Below are 21,275 nucleotides of genomic sequence, written 5' to 3' on the forward strand. Positions count from 1 at the left end.
TCGGTGACGCGCGCGGCGGCACCCCGGCGACGGCTGTCGCTCGAAGCGCGAGCGCGGCGTCGGTCGCGTGTCCGGTCTGGTCTCATTGGATCCGGCGGCTTGGTCGGAGGGTGGTTTCGCGTGAGAAGCGCCTCGAACGCGACGGGGCCGACGCGGCGTCGGCTCCCGCGCGCGGGCTTAGAGGTACCCGGCGTTCGGCAGGACGCCGAGGATGGCGAGGACGCCCACGCCGAGCATCATGATCGCGATGGCCATCGCCGGCGGGTCCACGTGGGTCCCGGAGTGCGAGTAGAACAGGCGCTGGGTGACCTCACCGATGAGGCCGCTGAGCGCGCCGAACGCGCCGGCCGCGAGCAGCGCGACGACGCTGCCCGCGACGGGCGCGACGACGACCGCGCCCGTCGCGCCGAGCAGCGTGATGTGGTGGGTCACCGGGATCTTCTCGACGCCGAGGTTCAAGAACAGCAGGCTCATCGCCGAGATGCCGTACCCGAGGAAGATGCTCCCCGTCTGGAGCCAGATGTACCCCCCGAGGATCCCGCCAACGAGACCGATCGTCGTCACGCCCGCCCACTCGTACTGGTGCGGGAGCCACGGCTCGGTCGCCGGCCGGCCGGCGTGTTCGCCGTCCGCGTCGGCCTGTGGGTGGTCCTCGCCGCGCTCGAACGGCGACATGTCGAGGAAGCCGTCGCCCGCGGGCTTCCCGACGATCGGGTAGCCGAAGACGGGCCGCGCGAGGAACGCCGTCGCGAACACGGACACCGCGATGAAGTCGGTTGGCGGCGTTATCTCCAGCACGTTGAGGAAGAGCCCGTTGGCGAGTTGGGTGAACAGCATCCCGATGACGCCGAATATCGCGCCGACCGCGAGGATGTCCGTCTTCGTCCCGAACGCGTACGTGATGTCCTTCCCGAAGTGGTACCCGCCGTCCGCGGGGTTCATTTCGGGGTACTTCTTGCCGGCGTACGCCGAGGCGGCCACGCCGCCCGCGAACGCGATGTGCGGGCCGGTGATCGCCCCGAAGCCGATGACGCCGGTGATCCCGACGGCGAGTTCGCCGGCGGGCACCGCGTCGAGCTGGCCGATCTGGCTCTGGAGGATGTTCAGTCCCTCGCCGAGGAACACGACGAAGCCGGTGAAGATGAACGACGGCAGCGCGCCGAGCGCGGCACCGAACGCCCCGCCCGCCAGCGCGGTGATCAGGAGCAGCAGGAACTGCTCGACCTCCATCCCGATCACCGGGACCTGCAGCAGGAGGCCGCTCATCTACTCGTCCTCCTCGTCGACCGCCCAGTCTTTCGACCGCTCGACGGCGTCGTCCCAGCGGCTGTACAGCTTGTCGACCTCGGCCTGGTCCTTCTCGGGGGTGAACTCGCGGTCGACCTGCCAGTTGTCGCGGAGCTCGTCGACGTTGTCCCAGTAGCCGACGGCGAGGCCGGCGGCGTAGGCACTACCGAGCGCGGTGGTCTCGTCGACCTCCGGCCGCGCGATGTCCGTCTGGATGATGTCGGACTGGAGCTGACAGAGGAAGTTGTTCTTGACCGCGCCGCCGTCGACGCGGAGCGTCGTCGTCTCCACGCCGGAGTCGGCCTCCATGGCCTCGGCGATGTCGCGGGTCTGGTACGCAATCGATTCGAGCGTCGCGCGGACGATGTGCTCCTTGCTCGTGCCCCGGGTCATCCCGACGATGGTCCCGCGGGCGCGGCCGTCCCAGTGCGGCGCGCCGAGCCCGGTGAACGCCGGGACCATGTAGACGCCGTCGGTCGAGTCGACCGACCGCGCCAGCTCCGCGGTCTGGGCCGCGTTGTTGATCAGGTCGACGTCTTCGAGCCACTCGATGGCGGCCCCGGTGATGAAGATGGAGCCCTCCAGCGCGTACTGGACCGGCTCGCCGGACATCTGGAACCCGACCGTCGTCAGCAGCCCGTGGTCGGACTTGACGGCCTCGTTGCCCGTGTTCATCAGGTAGAACGAACCGGTGCCGTAGGTGTTCTTCGCGTCGCCCTCGTCGAAGCAGGTCTGCCCGAACAGGGCGGCCTGCTGGTCGCCGAGCGCGCCCGCGACCGGGATCTCCTCGCCGAGGAAGCCGTCGGCGTCCGTGTGGCCGTAGTACTCCTCGTCGGAGGAGGGGCGCACCTCGGGCACCATCTCCCTCGGAACGTCGAACTCGTCCAAGAGCTCGTCGTCCCACTCCATCTCCCGGATGTTGTACAGCATCGTCCGGGAGGCGTTGGTCACGTCCGTGATGTGGTTGCCCGTCAGGTTATAGATGAGCCACGCGTCGATGGTGCCCATCACGAGTTCGCCCGCGCGGGCCCGGTCGCGGAGGTCGCCGCCGCGAGAGCTCTGCATCTTGAGCGGCTCGGCGTTGTCGAGGATCCACTCGGTCTTGGTCGCGGAGAAGTACGCGTCGGCCTCGAGGCCGGTCTTCTCGCGGATCTCCTCGACTTTGTCGGCCTCCTGAAGCTCCTCGACGCGGTCGGTCGTCCGGCGGTCCTGCCACACCAAGGCGTTGTGGACGGGACGGCCGGAGTCTTTGTCCCAGACGATCGTCGTCTCGCGCTGGTTGGTGATCCCGATCGCTTCGAGCTGATCGGCGTCGAGCCCCGCGTCGGCGAGCCCGTCGAGGACCACCTGCTGGGTGTTCTCCCAGATCTCCATCGGGTCGTGCTCGACCCAGCCCGGGTTCGGGTAGATCTGTTCGTGCTGTTCGTAGGCGTTCGCGACGACCTGGCCCTCGTGGTCGAACACCATGAATCGGGTGCCGGTCGTCCCCTGGTCTATCGCACCGACGTACTGTGTCATGTTGTGGATCCCTCCTGTGGCGCTGGTCCGCGCGCGGCGGTGACCGGGTCGCGCTCGCCGTCGAGGGCGACCCCGGTGTCGCGTTCGCTGCCGCGCCGCGCGCCCGCCGAGTCAGGCCCGTCCGGAGCCGACTCGAGGCGGCCGCGAGGCGTTTCGAACCCGCCGCGACATATCTTCACGGAAGCTACCACGCCGGTCGTGAACATAATGTACTACCATAATAATGTTCCTGTTAAAATCCGAACCTCGGCCCGAGTGAAAAAGATTGATATATAAACGCACCGGCAGAGACAGCGATTACACTACTTGAATGTCCCTGATAGTTATGGGTGGGACGCCTCGGGAGGTAAAGTAAAGTGGTCGTGGTCCAAGGGCCTCCCATGGACAGACAAGTGGACGTCGTCGTCGTCGGTGGGGGGTCGACGGGGTGCGGCGTCGTCAGGGACCTGGCGCGACGGGGACTCGACACGGTTCTCGTCGAGAAGGGGAACCTGACGCACGGAACGACCGGCCGAATGCACGGCCTCCTCCACAGCGGGGGTCGGTACGCGGTCTCGGACCAGAAGAGCGCGGAGGAGTGTATCGAGGAGAACATGGTCCTCCGGGACATCGCGGCCCACTGCGTCGAGGAGACCGGCGGGCTGTTCGTCAAGCGGCCCGAGGACTCGGAGGAGTACTTCCAGGAGAAGCTGGAGGGGTGTCGAGCCTGCGACATCCCCGTCGAAGTGATCGACGGCGAGGAGGCGCGGCGGCGCGAGCCGTACCTCGCGCGCGACATCGAGAAGGCGATCGCCTTACCCGACGGCGCGGTCGACCCCTTCCGGCTCTGCGTCTCGAACGCCGCGGACGCCCGCGAACACGGCGCGCGGGTCGAGACCCACGCACCGGTGACGGACGTGCTCGTCGAGGACGGCGAGGTCGTCGGCGTCGAGATCGAACACGAGACCGGGCCGGGCAAGCGGGTCCACCGCGAGCCGGGCACCACCGAGGAGATCCGCGCGCGCCACGTCGTCAACGCGACCGGCGCGTGGGCCGGCAACGTCGGCGAGATGGCCGGCGTCGACGTGGAGGTCCGCCCCTCGAAGGGCGTGATGACGGTGATGAACACCCGGCAGGTCGACACCGTGATCAACCGCTGCCGGCCGAAGGGCGACGCCGACATCATCGTCCCGCACGAGACTGCCTGTATCCTCGGCACCACCGACGAGGAGGTCGACGACCCCGAGGACTACCCCGAGGAGGACTGGGAGGTCGACCTGATGATCGAGACGCTCTCGGAGCTGGTCCCGGCGCTCGAAGACGCCCGGACGCTCCGCTCCTTCTGGGGCGTGCGGCCCCTCTACGAGCCGCCGGGGACGGGCACCGAGGACCCGACGGACATCACGCGGGACTACTTCCTCCTCGATCACGGCGACCGCGACGACCTGCCGGGGATGACGACCATCGTCGGCGGGAAGCTCACCACCTACCGGATGATGGCCGAGTCCATCTCCGACCACGTCTGCGAGGCGCTCGGCCACGAGGCGACCTGCGACACGGCCGACGCGCCGCTCCCGGGGTCGGAGAGCCCGGCGCGGATGGAGGAGCTGATGGACGAGTTCGGCCTCCGGTCGCCGGTCGCCCGCCGCTCCGGTCAGCGGCTCGGCTCCCGGGCGGACGACGTGCTCGGCGAGTCCGACCCGAACCCGATCGTCTGTAACTGCGAGAGCGTCACCCGCGCGGAGGTTCAGGACGCAGTCGACGAGGCGGGCTCCGACCTCAACGCGGTCCGCCTGCGGACCCGCGCCTCGATGGGGAACTGTCAGGGCGGCTTCTGTACGCACCGGATCGCGTCGGAGCTGGCGCAGGAGTACCCCGAGCCGGTGGTCCGCGACGCGGAGGACGAGCTGTACCAGGAGCGCTGGAAGGGTCAGCGGCACGCGCTGTGGGGCGAACAGCTCTCGCAGGCGATGCTGAACCACATGCTCCACGCGACCACGATGAACCGCGACGGCGACCCGGCGAACCTCGACGAGGCGGTCGACTTCGGCGCGTTCGACGGCGGGAAGGGGTCGCCGGATACCGGGACCGGGAGCGACGCCGGAGCCGCGGCCACCGACGGGGGTCGCGCAAACGACGACGCGGCCACCGACGGGGGTCGCGCAAACGACGACGCGAGCGCCGACGGGGGACGCTGATGGCCATAAACAGCGACGTCCTCGTGGTCGGCGGCGGGCTCGCCGCGGTGACCGCGGCGGTCTCGGCCGCCCGCGAGGGCTCTGACGTGCGGCTCGTCTCCCACAAGGCCAGCACCCTGCGGCAGGCCTCCGGGCTGATCGACGCGCTCGGCTACGTGCCGGCGACGGAGCCGGCGAAGCCGCTCCGCGACGGGCCGCCGACCGCGGGCCGGGAGCTGGACCGCGACGAGTGGCCGGACCCGGAGGGACCGCTCGCGGACCCGTTCGAGGGGATCGGCCGGCTGCCCGAGTCGCACCCGTACCGGATCGCGGGGAGCGACGCGCTCCGCGACGGGCTCGACCTGTTCGACGACCTGACCGGCGACGCGTACCGGGGCGGCCACACCGACCGCAACGCCCTCGTGCCGACGTTCGGCGGCGCGGTGAAGCCGACGGCGCGGTACCCGGCGGCCGCCGAGGCCGGCCTCGCGAGCGACGACCGGCCCGCGCTGATCGTCGGGTTCCGGTCGCTGACGGAGTACGACGCGCGGGCCTTCGCGGGACGCTTGGAGGCCGCGGGCGTGCCGTTCGACGTGGCGGGGGCCGAGGTCGAGTTCGCGGAGGCGTTCCGCGCCGACGCGAAGATCACCCGCGTCGCGAAGGCCCTCGACCACGACGAGGAAATCGACGGCGTCCCCGCCCGCGAGGCGCTCGCGAAGGCGGTCGCGCCCCACCTCCACGACGTGGTCGACGGGTCGGGCGGCGTCGACCGCGTCGAGCGCGTCGGCTTCCCGGCGTTCCTCGGCGACGACCGCGGCGGCGAGGTCCGCGCCGAACTCGCGGAGCGGCTCGGCGCGGACGTGTTCGAGATCCCGATGGGGCCGCCGAGCCTTCCCGGACTCCGCTTGGAAGACCGGCTCTTCGACGCGCTCGACGCCGAGGGCGTCCGGTTCGAGACCGGCAATCCCGTGGTCGGCGTCGAGTCCGCCACCGACGGCCGCGTCGAGACCGTCGCGGTCGACCGGAAGGGCCGGACCGCACCGTACGGTGCCGACGCGTTCGTGCTGGCGACCGGCGGGCTCGTCGGGAAGGGGCTCGACTCCGACCGCGAGGGGGTCCGCGAGCCGGTGTTCGACTGCCACGTCGACCAGCCGGCGGACCGGTACGAGTGGTTCGTCGACGACGCGTTCGGCGATCAGCCGTACGCGCGGTTCGGGGTGCGGCCCGACGAGCGGATGCGGCCCGTGGACGGCGGCGGGGCGGTACAGTACGAGAACGTGTTCGCGGCCGGCGGCGTCGTCGGCGGCGCGGACGCGGCGAGAGAGAAGTCCGCGAGCGGGGTGTCGCTCGCGACCGGCATCGTGGCCGGGCGGCAGGCGGCGACGGAGGCGACCCAATGACACGACACACGGACGACGACGGGAGTGCGGAGGAGTCGAGCGAGGACGACCGCGGCGACGGACGCGACCGCGGCGAGCCGACGCCGGGCGTGCCGGAGGCCGGCCGAGACGAGCAGCCGTCGATATTCGTCCCCGACGACGGGGAGATACCGGAAGACGACGCGATCGGGGCGCGGGACTCGGAGGCCGCCGCGGGCGCGGACGACGCCGCGACGCGCGCCGCCACCGACGGCGGCGTCGAGAGCGCGACCGGCGGGACCGACTCGACCGACCTCGACCCGGACGCGTACGACCCAGTCGACGTGTTCCCCGGCGGCGACCTCGACCTCCGCGAGGGGGCCGACTCCTGTTACAAGTGCACGAGTTGCGACACCTCCTGTCCGGTCGCGGAGGTCGACGACGAGTTCCCCGGCCCGAAGTTCCAGGGGCCGGAGCAGTGGCGGCTCAAGCGGAAGGGGGACCACGACATCGACGAGTCGATCACCTCCTGTTCGAACTGTATGCGGTGTGACGACGCCTGTCCGTCCTCCGTGCCGCTCTCGCAGATGCACAACGAGGCGCGCGGGCAGTTCGTCGAGCGCCAGATGGAGAAGCTCTCGGTCGAGTACGTCCGGAACCGCCTGCTGGCGAACTACCGCACGTCGGCGCGGCTCGCGAGCATGTTCCCGCGGACGGCCTCGTTCGCGATGAACTTCGGGCCGGCGCGGTGGGCGATGGAGAAGGTGATGGGGATCCCCAAGGAGCGCGACTTCCCCGAGTTCGCCACGGAGACGTTCCGCGAGTGGTGGAAGGCGCGCGGCGGCGCGAAGGTGGAGAACCCGGACAAGCGCGTGGCGTACTTCCACGGCTGCTACTCCAACTACAACACCCCCGAGGTCGGCAAGGCGATGGTCCGCGTCTACGAGCACTTCGGCTACGAGGTGATGGTGCCCCCGCAGAAGTGCTCGGGGACGCCGATGTTCGCGAACGGCATGCTGGACGACGCTCGGCGACACGCCGAGACGAACGTCGAGAACCTCGTCGAGGCCATCGGCGAGGGCGCGGACGTGATCGCCTCCTGTACCTCCTGTTCGATGTCGCTGCGGCAGGAGTACCCCGAACTGTTCGACCTCCACGGGATCGATGACCTGGCGGAACACACCTTCGAGGCGATGGAGTACCTCCGCATCCACGAGGACCTCGAAGGCGAACTCGACGCGGCCGGCGGGCCCGACGAGGAGCGCGAACTCGCGTACCACGCGCCGTGTCACGCCCGGAATCAGGGGCTCGCGCGGCAGGCCGTCGAGACGTTCCGCGACGTCGACGGCGTCACCGTGGAGGACGTCGGCGACTCCTGTTCGGGGATCTCCGGCACGTACGGCTGGAAGGAGGAGAAGTACGAGAAGTCGATGGAGATCGGCGAGGAGATGTTCGAGCACATGGAGGACGCCGAAGGCGACGTGGGGATGACCGAGTGTCCGACCTGCGCGATGCAGATGGAACACGGCACTGGCTACGAGATCGAACACCCACTCCAGCTGCTGGAGGACTCGCTGGGCGCGTAGGCGCGTCCGACCGACCGGTTCGGACGGGTCGTCGCCGGGAGAACTCGTTCTCAGGCGCGATAACTGCGCGGGAATCCTTATGCGTCGAGCTCGTTCAGTACGGTTTACGTGACTCTCGAACAGTTTCTCGATCGCTTCGACGGGCCCGAGCGCTCCGTGGTCGTCGTCAACCGAACCGACCCGGACCCAGTGTTGAACATGCTCGTGGACACCTTCGGCGACGATGTAATGCGAGTGGTCGACGGCCGCGTGACCGACGGCGCGGGCGACGGCCGCGTAACCGACGGGACCGGACCCGTCGACGCGAGCCGGAACGTCGGCCTGACGCCCGAGGAGCTGACCGGCTACGCCGGTGTCGACGGGGACGACGAGGTCGTTCCCTCGCTCGACGTGGAGGTGCTCCGCCGGCGCGACGACATCCCCTTCGACGGCGGTACCCCGGACGACATCGAGAACCTCGTCCTGCTGATGGAGAACGAGGAGGTGGTCGCCGGCTCGACGCTCAGCGAACTGGGCGACGCGGTGCTGTTCGTCAACTCCGACCTGTACACCACGGGGAGCCGGTCGCTGGACGACGTGGACCTCCCTTCGGTGATAAGCGGCCTCAACGACGCGACGTTCACGCTCCGCGGGTATCCGGAGTCCAACCGCCAGAAGCTCCTCCTCATCACCATCTCTCGGTTCATCGAGCGGGCGGCGTGGACCGCCGGCGACGGCACGCTCCGCTCGTCGTTCCAGCGGCTCTCGCGCATCGACGACGAGGTCGGCACGCGGGCCGTCTACGAGCGCATCGCCGACACCGGCGTCGACACGCACCTCTACGGGGTCCCGGACGACCTCCCGGAAGACCTCGACGCGGTGATCCACGCCGGCGAGGACCCGGACTTCACCGACAGCTGGTTCGTCGTGTACCGACCGCCGGAGGGGCCGCACACGGCCGAGAGCGACCCGAAAAGCGACCTCAAACGGGGAATCGAGGGCGGCGTCGGACTCCTCGCGGTCGAGGCGGAGCCCCGGGTCTGGCGCGGCCTCTGGACGTTCGACGCGGACCGGGTCTCCCGTGTGAACCGGTACATCGAACGGAACCTCTAGCTCGGCCGTCACTTTCGTCCCGGTCGGACTTCGCCGTATCCAACCCGTGCGTTCATATCCTCGGAGCGGTGACGGGCGGCCATGTTCACGGAGCGGTCCGCCCTCGTCGACGACGGACGCCCGATGCGCGGGTACGGCGTCGCGGTGACCCCCGGCCGCGACGGACCGCTCGTCTTCGTCGCCGGCTACGGCGAGCCGAACCGGCTGTACGCCCGCGAGGGCGACCGCTTCGCCGACACCGCCTGCGGCATCGTCGCCGACGGGACGCGCCACGGGATGGGCGTGTGCGCGGCCGACCTCGACGCCGACGGCTGCGAGGAGGTGTACGTCCACAACTGCGCGCGCGGCGTCGACGGCGGCGACCCCGACCTCCTCCTCAGCCGGCTAGAGTCAGACCGGTACCGCTGGACCGACGTGTTCGCCCGCGAGGTGAACGCCGACCGCCTCGACGTGCGCGCCGGGCGCTCGGTCGCCGCGCTCGACCGCCTTGGCACGGGCCGGTACGGGGTCGCCGTCTCCGGGTACGCCGCGCCGCTCGCGTTCTACGAGCTCGGCGACGACGGCGAGGTCACCGACATGGCCGAGGCGGTCGGGCTGGAGGTGGCGGGCGGCTGTCGGTCGCTGCTCGCGGTCCCGTACCGCTCCCGCGAGGGGGACCTGTTCGCCGGCGTCGAAGGGGGACCGAACCGGCTGTTCAGCAACCGCGACGGCCACTACGACCGGACCGACGGCGGCCCGGTGCTCTCGGACCCTGGCGGAGACACGCGTGGGGCGGCGATCGTCGACGAAGGCGGGACGTTCGCGCTCGCGGTCGGCAACGAGTCGGCCCCGAGCCGGCTCCTGCGCTGCGCGCCCGACGGCGGGTACGAGGACGTGGCCCCGCCCGCGCTCCGCGACGCCGGCGCGGTCCGAACCGTCGTCGCCGCGGACTTCGACAACGACGGGCGCGAGGAGCTGTTCTTCAACGTCTGCGGTGGCGAGAACCGGCTGTTCGAGCGGGTCGACGGCCTCGACGGGCGCTCTCGCTGGGAGTCCGTCGACCTCGGTGCGGCCGCGGAGCCGGACGGGTTCGGCACCGGCGCGGTGGCCGCCGACCTCGACGGCGACGGCGCGCTCGAACTCCTCGTCGTTCACGGCGAGGTCGCCGCGCAGCCGGTGACGGCCTACGGCGATCCGGACGCACCGGACGCCGGGTGGCTCCGCGTGCGGCCGACGACCCGTCACGGCGCGCCGGCGCGCGGGGCCGTCGTCACGCTGGAGACCGCCGAGGGAGTCCAACGCCGGACCGTCGACGCGGGCGGCGGCTGCCTCTGCCAGACGGAGCCGGTCGCCCACTTCGGCCTCGCACACGCTGAGCCGCTGCGCGTGGACGTGCGGTGGCCGGACGGGCGCGAGCGGACCGTCGTCGGACCCAGCGCGGACCGGGAGATCACGGTCAAACACCCGTCGCGGAAGGCGACCGACCGCGACGCTCGGACGACGCGGTAGCGGGCGACTGCCGGCCGCGACGCTCGGACGGTCCCGGCCGAGGGGACCGCTCCGGCCGTGGCCAGAACTGCCGGCCTTCGCGGGTTCAAGTGTCCGGGGGGCACACGAGACGGTATGGTGGACCCGACCTCGGAGCTCGAGGAGGACGTCGACGAGGAGTCCGCGCCGCGCTGCGCGGCGTGCGGCGAGCCGGCGCTGGGCGTCGGTCGACGAACGGTGACGTGGGTCGAGGACGGCGACGCCGTCCATCGACGGTTCTGCTCGGAGGCGTGCCGCGCGGCGTGGGAGGACGAGCGCCCGTCGGCGGGCACGTAACCGGCCGGGGCGCGGCCGCGACGACCGCACGCCGGGGTTCCGACGGCGGGTCGACGGCGGGAGGCTTTTTGCCCGCGGGGGTGGTACCGTCCGGTATGATATCGCTCGACGAGGCCGTGACGGCCCGACTGGAGTCACACGGGGAGCGCTTCGAGGTCCTGATCGACCCCGACGCCGCGCTCGCGATCAAACGCGGGGAGTTCGAGGGCGACCTGGAGGAGGTGATCGCCGCGGAGGACGTCTTCGAGAACGCCTCTCGGGGTGACCGACCGGCCGAGGAGGACTTGGAGACCGTCTTCGGCACCACGGAGCCGCTGGAGATCATTCCGGAGGTCGTCGAGCGCGGGGAGATCCAGATCACCGCCGAGCAGCGCGCGGAGATGCAAGAGCGCAAGCACAACCAGCTCGTTACCACCATCACGCGAAACGCGGTGAACCCGCAGATGGACGATTCGCCGCACCCGCCGGAGCGGATCGAGCGCGCCCTGGAGGAGGCCGGGTTCCAGATCGACCCGATGGAGCCGGTGGAGAACCAGGTCGACGACGCGCTCGACGCGCTGCGCCCGGTGATCCCGATCCGGTTCGAGGAGGTGACGATGGCGGTCCAGCTCCCGGCCGACTACGCGGGGTCCGGGCAGGCGCAGATCCGGGAGTTCGGCGACCTCGAACGCGAGGAGTGGCAGAACGACGGCTCGTGGGTCGGCGTGCTCACCTTCCCCGCGGGGCTCCAGAACGAGCTCTACGACCTCGTCAACGAGGTCACCTCCGGGGAGGGCGACGCCCGCGTGATCAAGGACAAAGACGAGCTTCGGACTCGGTAGCGCCGTCCGACGGGCTGTTTCTGCCGCCGAATTCGACCGCGAGCCGCCGCAGTTTCACCGCCTCCGGGAGCTTGATACCGGCGGGACGCGGCTCGGGTAGCATGCACCCACGCGCGGCGGAGTTCGCGGAACGGGCGCGGGAACGGTACGGGGTCGACCTCGACGTGCTGGAGTACGACGCGGGGACGGAGACGGCGGCCGCGGCGGCCGACGCCGTCGGCTGCGAGACGGGCGCGATCGCCTCAACCATCGTCGTGTCGCTCTGCGGCGGTAATCGGGACCCGCCGAACGACCTCGTGGCCGCGATCACGAGCGGCGCGAACCGGTTGGACCTCGACGCCGTCGCCGACCACTTCGGGGCCGACGCCGCCGCGATGGGCGATCCCGACCGGATCCGCGAGACGGTCGGCTGGAGCATCGGCGGGGTCCCGCCGCTCTGTCACGACGCCGCGCTGCCGACCGTCTTCGACCCGACGCTCACGGAGTACGACACCGTCTACGGCGCGGCGGGGACGCCGAGCGCGGTGTTCGCGATGGACCCGGCGACGCTCGCCGACCTCGCCGACGCAGCGGTCGTCGACCTCGCGGAGTGAGAGACGGCCGCGCCCGCGCGCTCGCCGCGGGTTGTTAATCGGGAGCGCTCTCGCCCGCCCGATTATTAAACAGAATTTATCAAATAATAACCTTTTTCTGTTAATCCGGGCTACGGATCGGTATGACTCACTCACGGCGGTCGGTGCTGCGGCGCGGTGCGGGACTCGCGGTCGCGGGGACGGCGGCGTCGCTCGCGGGGTGTTCCGGCGGCGGCGCTGACGGCGACGCCGGGGGGTTCGACGCCGGCTACGCCGCCTTCTTCACCCTCAACGACTGGGCGAACGAGGTCGCGGGCGACGCCGCGACCTTCGAGGACCCGGTCGACGTGGGGCGGCTCGGCCACGGCTGGACGCCGGACGGGACGCTCGCCGCGGACGTCGCCGCGACGGACGCGTTCGTCTACCTCGACAGCCCGGAGTTCTCGTGGGCGCAGGACCTCGCCGCGACGCTGGAGGCCGACTACGACTCCGTCGCCGTGATCGACGCGCTCGACGGGGTGGAAGACGACCTGCTCGACTGGGACCACTCGCACGGGGACGAGGGCGGCGAGGACCACGAGGACGGACATGACGACGGCGACCACGACGGCGAAGGGGATGGCGGTCACGACGAGCAGCGGTACGACCCGCACGTCTGGGTCGACCCGGTCCTCGCGGCCGAGATGGTCGACGCGATCGCGGCGGGACTCGGCGAGGCGGACCCGGGGAACGCGGACGCCTACGCCGACAACGCCGCCGCGTACGCCGACGGACTCGACGGGGTCGACGCCGCCTTCGAGTCGATCGCCGAGGACGCCGCGCGCGACGTGGCCGTGCTCGCCGGCCATAACTCCTTCCAGTACTTGGAGGCGCGATACGGGTTCCGGCTCCACTCGTCGGTCGGCGTCTCGCCGCAGAACGAGCCGACGCAGACGGAGATCGCCGACACGATCGACCTCGTCGACTCCGAGGGGATCGACGTGGTCCTGTACGACCAGTTCCAGTCGCCGCGGCTCGCCGAGTCGATAGTCGAGAACAGCGACGCGACGGAGGCGGTCCCCGTCACGCCCGCCGGCGGGACGACCCGCGAGTGGAACGAGGCCGGCTACGGCTACCTCGAACAGATGACCGAGATCAACGTCCCCGCCTTCGAGCGGGCGTTCGGCGCGCAGTGAGCGGGACGAACGACGGGCCGCCGGCGAGTGCGCCGACGCGACGGCGCGGAGACGGACGAAAGGAGCTAAAGGTCCGGCCGACCCAGATCGAGGACACACAGTGAGCGAAATCGTCGATATCGACGGCGTATCGTTCTCCTACGGCGACACCGTCGCCGTGAGCGACGTCTCTCTGGCGGTCGAGGAGGGAGACTTCCTCGGGTTGGTCGGACCGAACGGCTCCGGGAAGACGACCCTGCTCCACCTCATGCTCGGCCTCCACGAGCCGGACGAGGGGTCCGTCCGGCTGTTCGGCCGCCCGGTCGGGGAGTTCGACGACGGCGGTCGGATCGGCTACGTCTCGCAGAAGGCGACGAGCCGCGGCGGCGCGATGCCGGTCACCGTCCGGGAGTGCGTCACCATGGGCCGGTTCGCGCACGCCGGCCGCGGGCGGCTCTCGGCGGCCGACCGCGACGCCGTCGCCGACGCCATCGAGACGGTCGGTATCGGCGACCTCGCCGACCGGCTCGTCTCTGAGCTGTCGGGCGGCCAGAAGCAGCGGGCGTACATCGCTCGCGCGCTCGCCAGCGACGCGGACCTCCTCGCGCTCGACGAGCCGACCGTCGGCGTCGACGCCGAGTCGCGCGACGCGTTCTACGCCCTCCTCGACGAGCTCAACGACGAGGGGATCACCATCATTCTCATCGAACACGACATCGGGGTCGTCACCGACCGCGCGAACCGCATCGCCTGCGTCAACACCGAGCTGTACCACCACGGAGACACGGAGTCGTTCGTGGAGAGCGACGCCCTCGCGGAGGCGTACGGCACGACGGGGCAGGTCGTCCACCACCACCACTGATGAGCGAGGGATCAGCCGCCGCCGAACGCGGTACCTCCCGCCCCGACCGCGGGCTCCGCCGGACCGCTGAGCTCGTCGGCATCGGCGTCACCGCGCTCGTCGCCGCCGTCATGCTCGGGTTCGTCCTGCTGTACTGGGCCAGGGACCTCCCCGTGGCGAGCGACCTGTACGCCGCGTTCCGGTCGCTCGGACGGGGGATGGACGCCGGGTTCGGGACGAACGTGTTCCGCCACCCGATCATGTGGCAGTCGATGGCGGTCGGCGTGCTCGTGGGGGTCGTCGCCCCGCTCGTCGGCTCCTTCCTCGTTCACCGCGAGATGGCGCTGATCGGCGAGACGCTCGCGCACACCGCCTTCGCCGGGGTGGCGGTCGGCATCCTCCTCACCGCCTCGACCGGGTGGAGCGGGTCGCTGTTGCTCGTCGCGCTCGTCGTCGGCATCCTCGGCGCGCTCGCCGTCCAGTGGCTCACCGAGCGCACCGACGCCTACGGCGACGTGCCCATCGCGATCATGCTCAGCGGGAGCTTCGCGGTCGGCACCCTGATCATCAGCTACGGCGACGGGCTCACCGGCGTCAACATCCAGGGGTACCTGTTCGGGAACCTCGCGGTCGTCACGCCGGAGGGGGCGCGCCTCATGGGGGCGCTCTCGCTGATCGTCGTCGCGGGCGTGGCGCTGACGTACAAACAGCTCCTCTTCATCACCTTCGACGAGCAGGCCGCGCGGGTCGCGCAGCTGAACGTCACGGGCTACAACACGCTGCTCGTGGTGTTGACCGCGGTCGTCGTCGTGGGCGCGATGCAGGTGCTCGGCGTCATCCTCGTCGCCGCGATGTTGGTCGTCCCCGTCGCGGCCGCCTCGCAGGTCGCCCGGAGCTTCCGCGAGACGATGTACCTCGCGGTGATATTCGGGCAGGTGTCGGTGGCCGGCGGCTTCGCGGTCTCGATCGGTCTCGGACTCCCCTCCGGCGGATCGATCGTGGTCACGGCCATCGCGGTGTACCTCGCCACCGTCGTCGGCTCCGGCTCCTCGGTGCGGGCCATCTCGTCGCACGGGTGACGGCGACGCCCTCGCGCCGCGGGCGGGAGACGACCGCGTTCGCCCCCGTCCGGTTTCCACAGACCCTTATGTCGCGGCCGCGACCCGCACGTATGGGAGACACCGAGACCTACACGGTCACCGGTCCCGACGGTGACGAAGAGTCGTTCGAACTGCCCGCCGGCCTCGTCGACGTGCTCAGCGAACAGGGCGAGCCGTCGACCGCGGTCGTCTCGGACGTGGTCGTCCAGGCGATGGCCCAGCAGGCGCACGTCATCGTCCACCACAGCGAGGGGGACGTGCCCGAGGACATCGCGGAGATGGAGGAGACGGCCGCGGAGCTGTTCGAGGAGCGCTTCGGACAGCCCCTCGAAGAGGCGCTCGGCCACTCGCACTGAGCGGGTCCGACGCCGCGTTCCACCCGAACCAGTTCGCCCCGACCGGCCGCTTAAGCCGGTCGAGACCCTATCTCCTCACATGACTATGGACCCGGACGGCGCGGACGCTCCGGTGTTGATCTTCGACGGCGACTGCCCGTACTGCTCGGTCGCGGCGGTCGCGCTCCGCCGGCTCGACGGGGTCGTCGCGGTCCCGTGGGAGGCCGACCCGGTCGGGCCGTTCCTCGACGCGCAGTTCGGCTCCCGCCCGTTCGCGATGGTGTTCGTCGACCCCGTCGAGCGCCGCGTGTACGCCGGCCGGTCGGCCGCGGAGGAACTGGCGGAGCGGGCCGGGACCCCCGAGATCGTCGGGGGGCTCGTCCGCGACAACTACGACGCCATCGCTGGCGTCGTCGGCGCGCTGTCGGGACGCGACCGCGACCCCGACGATTTCCACGACACCTATTCGCTCAACGACGACGCCGGCGAGCTGATCGGGTCGCTCCGGGCGGCCGCGGACGAGGCCCCAACCGCGCTGCCGTGACGGCGGCGACGGCGGGTCCGTCCGCGGGGGACGCTTCGGGGGTGATCGACCGATGAGCGACGCCGCCGGCGGCAGCTACACGCTCGTCGTCGACCTCGCGGCGGACGCGACGCTGTCCGCGGGCGCGCTCGGCGACCATCGCCTTCCGGGCGGCGCGTACGCCTACACCGGGAGCGCGCTCGGGTCCGGCGGCTTCTCCCGGGTCGACAGACACCGGCGGACCGCGCGCGGCGACCACGACGTGCGCCACTGGCACGTCGACTACCTGCTCGGGCACCCGGCGGCGCGAATCGACCGCGTCGTCCGGAGCCGCGGCGTCGACGTCGAGTGCGCGGTCGCGCGTCGGCTTCCGGACGGACCGATCGACGGGTTCGGGGCCTCCGACTGCGGCTGCCCGAGTCACCTGGCCGGGAGCGGTGCGGGGGGTTCGGGGTCGGACTCGGACCGGGCCGACGCCCTCGACGCCCTCGCCGAGCGCGCGCTGGCGGCGCACGGGGCGGCGGTCGCGGAGACCGACGACCCGGACGCGACCGTCGAGGTCGTCGCCGGTTCCGAGGAGTGAGCTTCGGGCCGGAACCCTCTCAGAGGTCGTACCGATCGACGACCTGTCGGAGCTGTTCCTCGCGGCCCTCTAGGGCGTCGTCGCGGAGGACGCGCTCGTCCTCGGACGGGCACTCCAGGTCCGGTACCGGGGTCGGGCGTCCCTCCTCGTCGAGCGCGACGAAGGTGAAGTAGGAGGTGGTCGTCCGGCGCGTCTCGTCCGTGCGGGGGTTCTCGGCGCGAACGTCGACCTTCACGTCGACGCTTGTCCGGCCGGTGTTGAACACGTACCCCTCGATGATGGCGACCTCGCCCATCTCGATGGGCGCGATGAAGTCGACGTGGTCCATCGAGGCGGTGACCACCTGCCGGTTCGCGAACCGCATACCGGCGATGGCACCGCAGATGTCCATCCAGTGTAACACCGTCCCACCGAGCGCGCGGCCGAGGTTGTTCGTGTCGTTCGGCAGCAGCATCTCCGTCATCTCGGTGTGGGAGGAGCCGAGGGTGGCCGTCTCGTCCATGCGCTCCGTGGGAGGGCCGGCGACTTGAACGGCGGGCTTCGCGTTTCGGGATCGTCGGCGTCCGAGGGCAACCCGGTCCCGAGGTCTCAGCGTTCCTCGGATGGGTCGCCGTCGCCGCTGAAGCGTATCGAGTCCGGCGGACGGCCCGCCTCGTCTATCACCGCGTCGGTGACGACGATGGGGCAGTCGACGCGGACGGCCAGCGCGAGGGCGTCGGAGGGGCGGGCGTCGAAGACGAACCGCTCCGGCTCGCCGTCGTCGTACCGCTCGGCGTCGACCTTCGCGTAGAAGGTGCCGTCGCGGAGGTCGTCGACGCGGACGCGGTCGATAGCGCCGCCGAACTCCGTGAGGATCTCGACGAGCAGGTCGTGGGTGAGCGGTCGGTCGAACGGTTCGCCTTCGAGCGCCATCCCGATCGACTGCGCCTGGTCGCCGCTGACGAATATCGGGACGTACTCGCCGCGCGCCGAGAGGATCACCGCCGGGACGTCGCCGCTCGGCGCTGAGCCCGCACCGACCCCGACGACCTCGGCCTCGTGTTCCATATCGGAACGTGGTGGCGGCGGCTTGAATAGCTGTCCCACGCCCGCCGCTCGGCGCGGCGGCGCTACGCCGACGAGCGGTACCAGTGCGCCCACGCGAGCGTGAACACGAGCGCGGCACCGAGGAAGAAGACGACCCCGGGTTCGACGAGCGAGACCGCGTACTCCGCCAGCGGGTCGCCGGCGAGTTCGATCGCGCCGTCGGTCGCGTCCGCCGCCGTCTCCGGCTCCGGCGCGCTCTCTATCGTCGGCCCGTCGGCCGCGGCCCCGTCCGCGCCGTCGGCGGCGGCTCCGGCGTCGTCGCCCCCGGAGACGCCCGCGCTGGCGAGCGAGCCGACGGCAAGGAGCCGCTGGGCCGCGACCGCCGCGAGGCCGATCAGCCCGTAGCCGCCGAGCAGGCGCATGAGGGCGGTCTTGATCCCGGCCGACTCCTCGGAGCCGCCGGAGAACAGCACGAGCGGCTCGTCCGCGGCGGCGTACACGTCCATCTCGCGGCCCTTCTCGGAGTAGGCGGTGTCGACGACGTCGACGAGGTCGGCGTCGTCAAGCCGCGAGAGGTGGTACTGGACGTTCTGGAGGGAGGTGTCGACCTCGTCGGCGAGCTCGGACTTCGTCGCCGGGCGGTCGTGGAGCGTCGAGAGGATCGTCCTAGCGGTCTCGGAGCCGAGGGCGGCGATGAGGTCGTCGGCCTCGTCGTCGTCGACGCCGACGACCCGGGGTTCGCGCTCCTCGGGCGTCGCGTCCGGCAGGGAGGGCAGCAGCCGGGACATGTGCTGCCGTGAGGCGCGTGAGGATACAAACTTGTTGGATCAGCGGGGACGCTCGATGCCGTTGGATCTGCGGGGACGCCCGCCGAGGCGGCGGGAGGGACGGCCGGATCGGCGGGAGCGCCTCCCGCGAGCCGCGGCGCGGGGTTCCGAGACCGACTCACAAACCCTAAACGCGGTGACCGAGTACGACGGGTGATGACAGAGACGTCACGGGGGAGCGAGGAGGAACCCCCGTCGACCGACGGGTCCCCGCGGACCGACGGTTCCGGCCTCGACGGGGCGGCGAACCGCGGTCCCGACGGCGAGGACGGGACAGTCACGGTCGTCGGGACCGCGCACGTCTCCGAGCGCTCCGTCGACGAGGTCGAGGAGACGATCGAGCGGGAGCGGCCCGACGTCGTCGCCGTGGAACTCGACGAGGGGCGGTACCGCCAGCTCAACGGCGAGACGCCGGACGACCTCGACGCGGGCGACCTGCTCAAGGGGAACACCGTGTTCCAGTTCCTCGCGTACTGGATGCTCTCGTACGTCCAGACCCAGCTCGGCGAGCGGTTCGACATCGAGCCGGGTGCCGACATGAAGGCCGCCGTCGACGTCGCCGAGTCGCTCGGGATCGACGTCGCCTTGGTCGACCGGGACATCCAGACCACGATCCAGCGGTTCTGGGCGCGCATGACGCTCACCGAGAAGCTCCGGCTCGTGGGCGGGCTCGCGTTCGGCGTCAGCGACCCGCGGGTCGCCGGCGTGATCGGCGGGCTGATAGTCGGGATCGTCGCCGGGCCGGCGATCGGCCTGTTCGGCGGCGCGGTCGGGATCACGAACGCCGTACTGACGAGCGTCGCCGCGGGGATCCTCGTCGCCGTCGCCGTCGGAATCGCCGTCGATCAGATCGGCTCGCTCGCGCTCTCGCCGGACCAGCGGCTCTACGCCGCGGTCGGCTCGGGGCTCGCCCTCGGCGTCGCCGCCGGGGTGACCGGCGTCGCAGACGGGCTCGTCTCGACGTACCTCGGCGGCTTCGCGGTGACCGCGATCGGCGGGTTCGGGATCGGCATCGGTCTCGGGCTGGTCGTCGGCGCGGTCCTCGCGCTGGCCGTGGGGTCGTTCGCCGGCGGCGGAGGCGACGTCGAGGCCGGCGGCATCGAGGAGCTAGACGCCGCCGACCTCACCGACACGGACGTGGTGACGATGATGATGGAGGAGTTCCGCCAGTTCTCCCCGGGCGGCGCGGAGGCGCTCATCGACGAGCGCGACGCGTTCATCGCCCACCGGCTCGTCGCGCTCCGCGAGGCCGGCCACGACGTGGTCGCCGTCGTCGGGGCCGGACATCAGTCGGGGATCGAGCGCTACCTCGCCGACCCCGCGACGCTCCCGCCGATGTCGGACCTGGTCGGCGAGGAGTCCGGCCGGGGGCTCCCGTGGAAGAAGGCGATCGGCTACGCGATCACAGTCGGCTTCGTCGGCTTCTTCGTCCTGCTTGCGCTGGGCGGGGCCGGGAACGCGTTCCTGATCCGGCTGTTCGGCGCGTGGTTCCTGATCAACGGCGCGTTCGCGTTCGCGTTCGCGAAGGTCGCCGGCGCGCGCTGGCTCTCGGCGGGCGTCGGCGGCGCGGTCGCGTGGATGACCTCGATCAACCCGCTGCTCGCGCCCGGCTGGTTCACCGGCTACGTCGAGCTCAGGAGCCTGACGGTGAACGTCGCCGACATCGGGGCGCTCAACGAGCTGCTCGGCGACGAGAGCCGGTCGATGACGGACCTGCTCTCCGCGATGCTGGACGTGCCGCTGTTCCGGCTCATCGTGGTCGTCGCGATGACGAACGTCGGGAGCATCGTCGCGAGCTTCCTCTTCGCGGCGTACGTCATCCCGGCGATGTTCGGAGCCGAGGTGGGCGGCGTCGAGGACGTCGGTCGCCTGCTCGTCGACGGCGCGGTCAACGGGGCCGATCTCGTCCGCGGTGCCGTCGGGGGGCTGGCATGAGCGCCGGCTCGACCCTCTCGGGGCGGCGGATCGCGGGGCTGTACTTCAGCGGCACCGAGATCCGGGACCTCCTCGTCGCGTGGCTCGCGCTCGGCGTGGCGTTCGCCCTGTTCTTCGTCGGCGGCTGGAACGGGATCACTCGGATCCTCGCCGCGGGCGTGCTCCCGCCGCTGTTCGTCGCGCTCGCGACCGCCGGGGTCGCCTTCCTCCTCCACGAGGTCGCCCACAAGGTCGTCGCGGTCCGCTACGACCAGGTCGCGGAGTTCCGCGCGGACAACAGCATGCTGTTTATCGCCGTGATGAGCTCGCTTTTGGGCTTCATCTTCGCCGCGCCGGGCGCGGTCCATCACCGCGGGCGGCTCACCCCGCGCGAACACGGGCACATCGCGCTCGCCGGCCCGGCCGTGAACCTCGGGCTGATGGTCGCGTTCGCCCCGATTTTTGCCCTCGGCGGCGTCCTCGGGAGCGACCTCGTGACCGTCCTCGGCTCCCGCGGGATCGCGATCAACGCGTTCCTCGCGGCGTTCAACCTGGTCCCGTACGGGCCCCTCGACGGGAAGACCGTGATGGCGTGGAGCAAGCCGGTGTGGGCGGCCGTCTTCGTGCCCTCGGCGCTGCTCGCGGTCGGGTTGGTGTTCGGCCTCGGACTCGGGTTCGGCGGACCGTACTGAACGGGAGCGAACGTCGCCCGCTCGGGTGACGACGACCGCCGGCAGTCGGGACGATGACGACCGGCGACACCCGGACCGGCGACCGGA

The 21,275-nt window shown here is 71.1% G+C and carries 21 protein-coding genes; 16 read left to right on the top strand and 5 right to left on the bottom strand.

Annotated elements, in window-relative coordinates:
- Positions 1-177: 177 nt before the first annotated feature.
- Positions 178-1,266: a DUF7973 family transport facilitator gene (locus NAF06_RS00165; protein WP_008586242.1), complete on the bottom strand. Its 1,089-nt coding sequence runs from the start codon at positions 1,264-1,266 to the stop codon at positions 178-180.
- Complete coding sequence (gene glpK / locus NAF06_RS00170; protein WP_008586239.1) at positions 1,267-2,805, bottom strand: glycerol kinase GlpK; 1,539 nt, start codon at positions 2,803-2,805, stop codon at positions 1,267-1,269. It lies immediately after the preceding gene.
- A 380-nt stretch (positions 2,806-3,185) separates the two neighbouring features.
- Here glpK and glpA point away from each other — a divergent pair, with 380 nt between their 5' ends.
- The 14 genes from glpA (at position 3,186) to NAF06_RS00240 (ending at position 16,729) form a co-directional block, all read left to right on the top strand.
- Entirely contained in the window at positions 3,186-4,982 is a 1,797-nt protein-coding gene (gene glpA / locus NAF06_RS00175; protein ID WP_049908852.1) for an anaerobic glycerol-3-phosphate dehydrogenase subunit GlpA, read from the top strand.
- Entirely contained in the window at positions 4,982-6,361 is a 1,380-nt protein-coding gene (gene glpB, locus NAF06_RS00180; protein ID WP_008586234.1) for a glycerol-3-phosphate dehydrogenase subunit GlpB, read from the top strand. Before glpA ends, glpB begins: the two co-directional genes overlap by 1 nt.
- The gene (locus NAF06_RS00185) at positions 6,358-7,905 is read left to right on the top strand and encodes an anaerobic glycerol-3-phosphate dehydrogenase subunit C (protein WP_008586232.1); all 1,548 of its coding nucleotides are present in this window, start codon (positions 6,358-6,360) and stop codon (positions 7,903-7,905) included. Before glpB ends, NAF06_RS00185 begins: the two co-directional genes overlap by 4 nt.
- Positions 7,906-8,013: 108 nt before the next feature.
- A complete protein-coding gene (locus NAF06_RS00190) occupies positions 8,014-8,997 on the top strand; it encodes a hypothetical protein (protein ID WP_008586230.1) in 984 nt (327 codons plus the stop codon).
- An 81-nt stretch (positions 8,998-9,078) separates the two neighbouring features.
- Positions 9,079-10,485 (top strand): CRTAC1 family protein, encoded by a 1,407-nt coding sequence (locus NAF06_RS00195; protein ID WP_008586228.1) that lies wholly within the window; start codon positions 9,079-9,081, stop codon positions 10,483-10,485.
- Between the two features lie 114 nt (positions 10,486-10,599).
- Entirely contained in the window at positions 10,600-10,800 is a 201-nt protein-coding gene (locus NAF06_RS00200) for a DUF7576 family protein (RefSeq protein WP_008586225.1), read from the top strand.
- A gap of 95 nt (positions 10,801-10,895) precedes the next feature.
- Complete coding sequence (locus tag NAF06_RS00205) at positions 10,896-11,621, top strand: ribosome assembly factor SBDS (RefSeq protein WP_008586223.1); 726 nt, start codon at positions 10,896-10,898, stop codon at positions 11,619-11,621.
- Positions 11,622-11,722: 101 nt separating this feature from the next.
- Positions 11,723-12,214 carry a YbaK/EbsC family protein gene (locus NAF06_RS00210; protein ID WP_008586221.1) on the top strand — a complete coding sequence of 164 codons (492 nt, stop codon included), beginning with the start codon at positions 11,723-11,725 and terminating at the stop codon, positions 12,212-12,214.
- Between the two features lie 122 nt (positions 12,215-12,336).
- On the top strand, positions 12,337-13,368 hold the full coding sequence (locus NAF06_RS00215; protein WP_049908851.1) for a metal ABC transporter substrate-binding protein: 1,032 nt from the start codon (positions 12,337-12,339) through the stop codon (positions 13,366-13,368).
- 100 nt (positions 13,369-13,468) lie between these two features.
- Positions 13,469-14,209, top strand: coding sequence for a metal ABC transporter ATP-binding protein (locus NAF06_RS00220; RefSeq protein ID WP_008586217.1), 741 nt, complete (start codon positions 13,469-13,471; stop codon positions 14,207-14,209).
- Positions 14,209-15,267 (top strand): metal ABC transporter permease, encoded by a 1,059-nt coding sequence (locus NAF06_RS00225; protein ID WP_008586215.1) that lies wholly within the window; start codon positions 14,209-14,211, stop codon positions 15,265-15,267. The genes NAF06_RS00220 and NAF06_RS00225 overlap by 1 nt, the downstream gene beginning before the upstream one ends.
- 92 nt (positions 15,268-15,359) lie before the next feature.
- Positions 15,360-15,644, top strand: coding sequence for a DUF7545 family protein (locus NAF06_RS00230; protein ID WP_008586213.1), 285 nt, complete (start codon positions 15,360-15,362; stop codon positions 15,642-15,644).
- A gap of 79 nt (positions 15,645-15,723) precedes the next feature.
- Entirely contained in the window at positions 15,724-16,167 is a 444-nt protein-coding gene (locus NAF06_RS00235; protein WP_008586210.1) for a thiol-disulfide oxidoreductase DCC family protein, read from the top strand.
- Between the two features lie 52 nt (positions 16,168-16,219).
- Positions 16,220-16,729 carry a GIY-YIG nuclease family protein gene (locus tag NAF06_RS00240; protein WP_008586208.1) on the top strand — a complete coding sequence of 170 codons (510 nt, stop codon included), beginning with the start codon at positions 16,220-16,222 and terminating at the stop codon, positions 16,727-16,729.
- 19 nt (positions 16,730-16,748) lie between these two features.
- Here NAF06_RS00240 and NAF06_RS00245 read toward each other — a convergent pair whose 3' ends face one another.
- The 3 genes from NAF06_RS00245 to NAF06_RS00255 form a co-directional block, all read right to left on the bottom strand.
- Complete coding sequence (locus tag NAF06_RS00245) at positions 16,749-17,231, bottom strand: acyl-CoA thioesterase (protein ID WP_008586206.1); 483 nt, start codon at positions 17,229-17,231, stop codon at positions 16,749-16,751.
- Between the two features lie 86 nt (positions 17,232-17,317).
- Entirely contained in the window at positions 17,318-17,776 is a 459-nt protein-coding gene (locus tag NAF06_RS00250) for a bifunctional nuclease family protein (protein ID WP_006628578.1), read from the bottom strand.
- A gap of 62 nt (positions 17,777-17,838) precedes the next feature.
- The gene (locus tag NAF06_RS00255) at positions 17,839-18,543 is read right to left on the bottom strand and encodes an ArsR/SmtB family transcription factor (protein WP_008586203.1); all 705 of its coding nucleotides are present in this window, start codon (positions 18,541-18,543) and stop codon (positions 17,839-17,841) included.
- Between the two features lie 195 nt (positions 18,544-18,738).
- Here NAF06_RS00255 and NAF06_RS00260 point away from each other — a divergent pair, with 195 nt between their 5' ends.
- Positions 18,739-20,517, top strand: a complete 1,779-nt coding sequence (locus NAF06_RS00260; protein ID WP_008586201.1) for a TraB/GumN family protein — start codon at positions 18,739-18,741, stop codon at positions 20,515-20,517.
- A complete protein-coding gene (locus tag NAF06_RS00265) occupies positions 20,514-21,188 on the top strand; it encodes a metalloprotease (protein WP_008586199.1) in 675 nt (224 codons plus the stop codon). Before NAF06_RS00260 ends, NAF06_RS00265 begins: the two co-directional genes overlap by 4 nt.
- Positions 21,189-21,275 lie beyond the last annotated feature (87 nt).

The sequence above is a fragment of the Halorubrum hochsteinianum genome (genome assembly GCF_023702125.1).
GTDB lineage: Archaea > Halobacteriota > Halobacteria > Halobacteriales > Haloferacaceae > Halorubrum > Halorubrum hochsteinianum.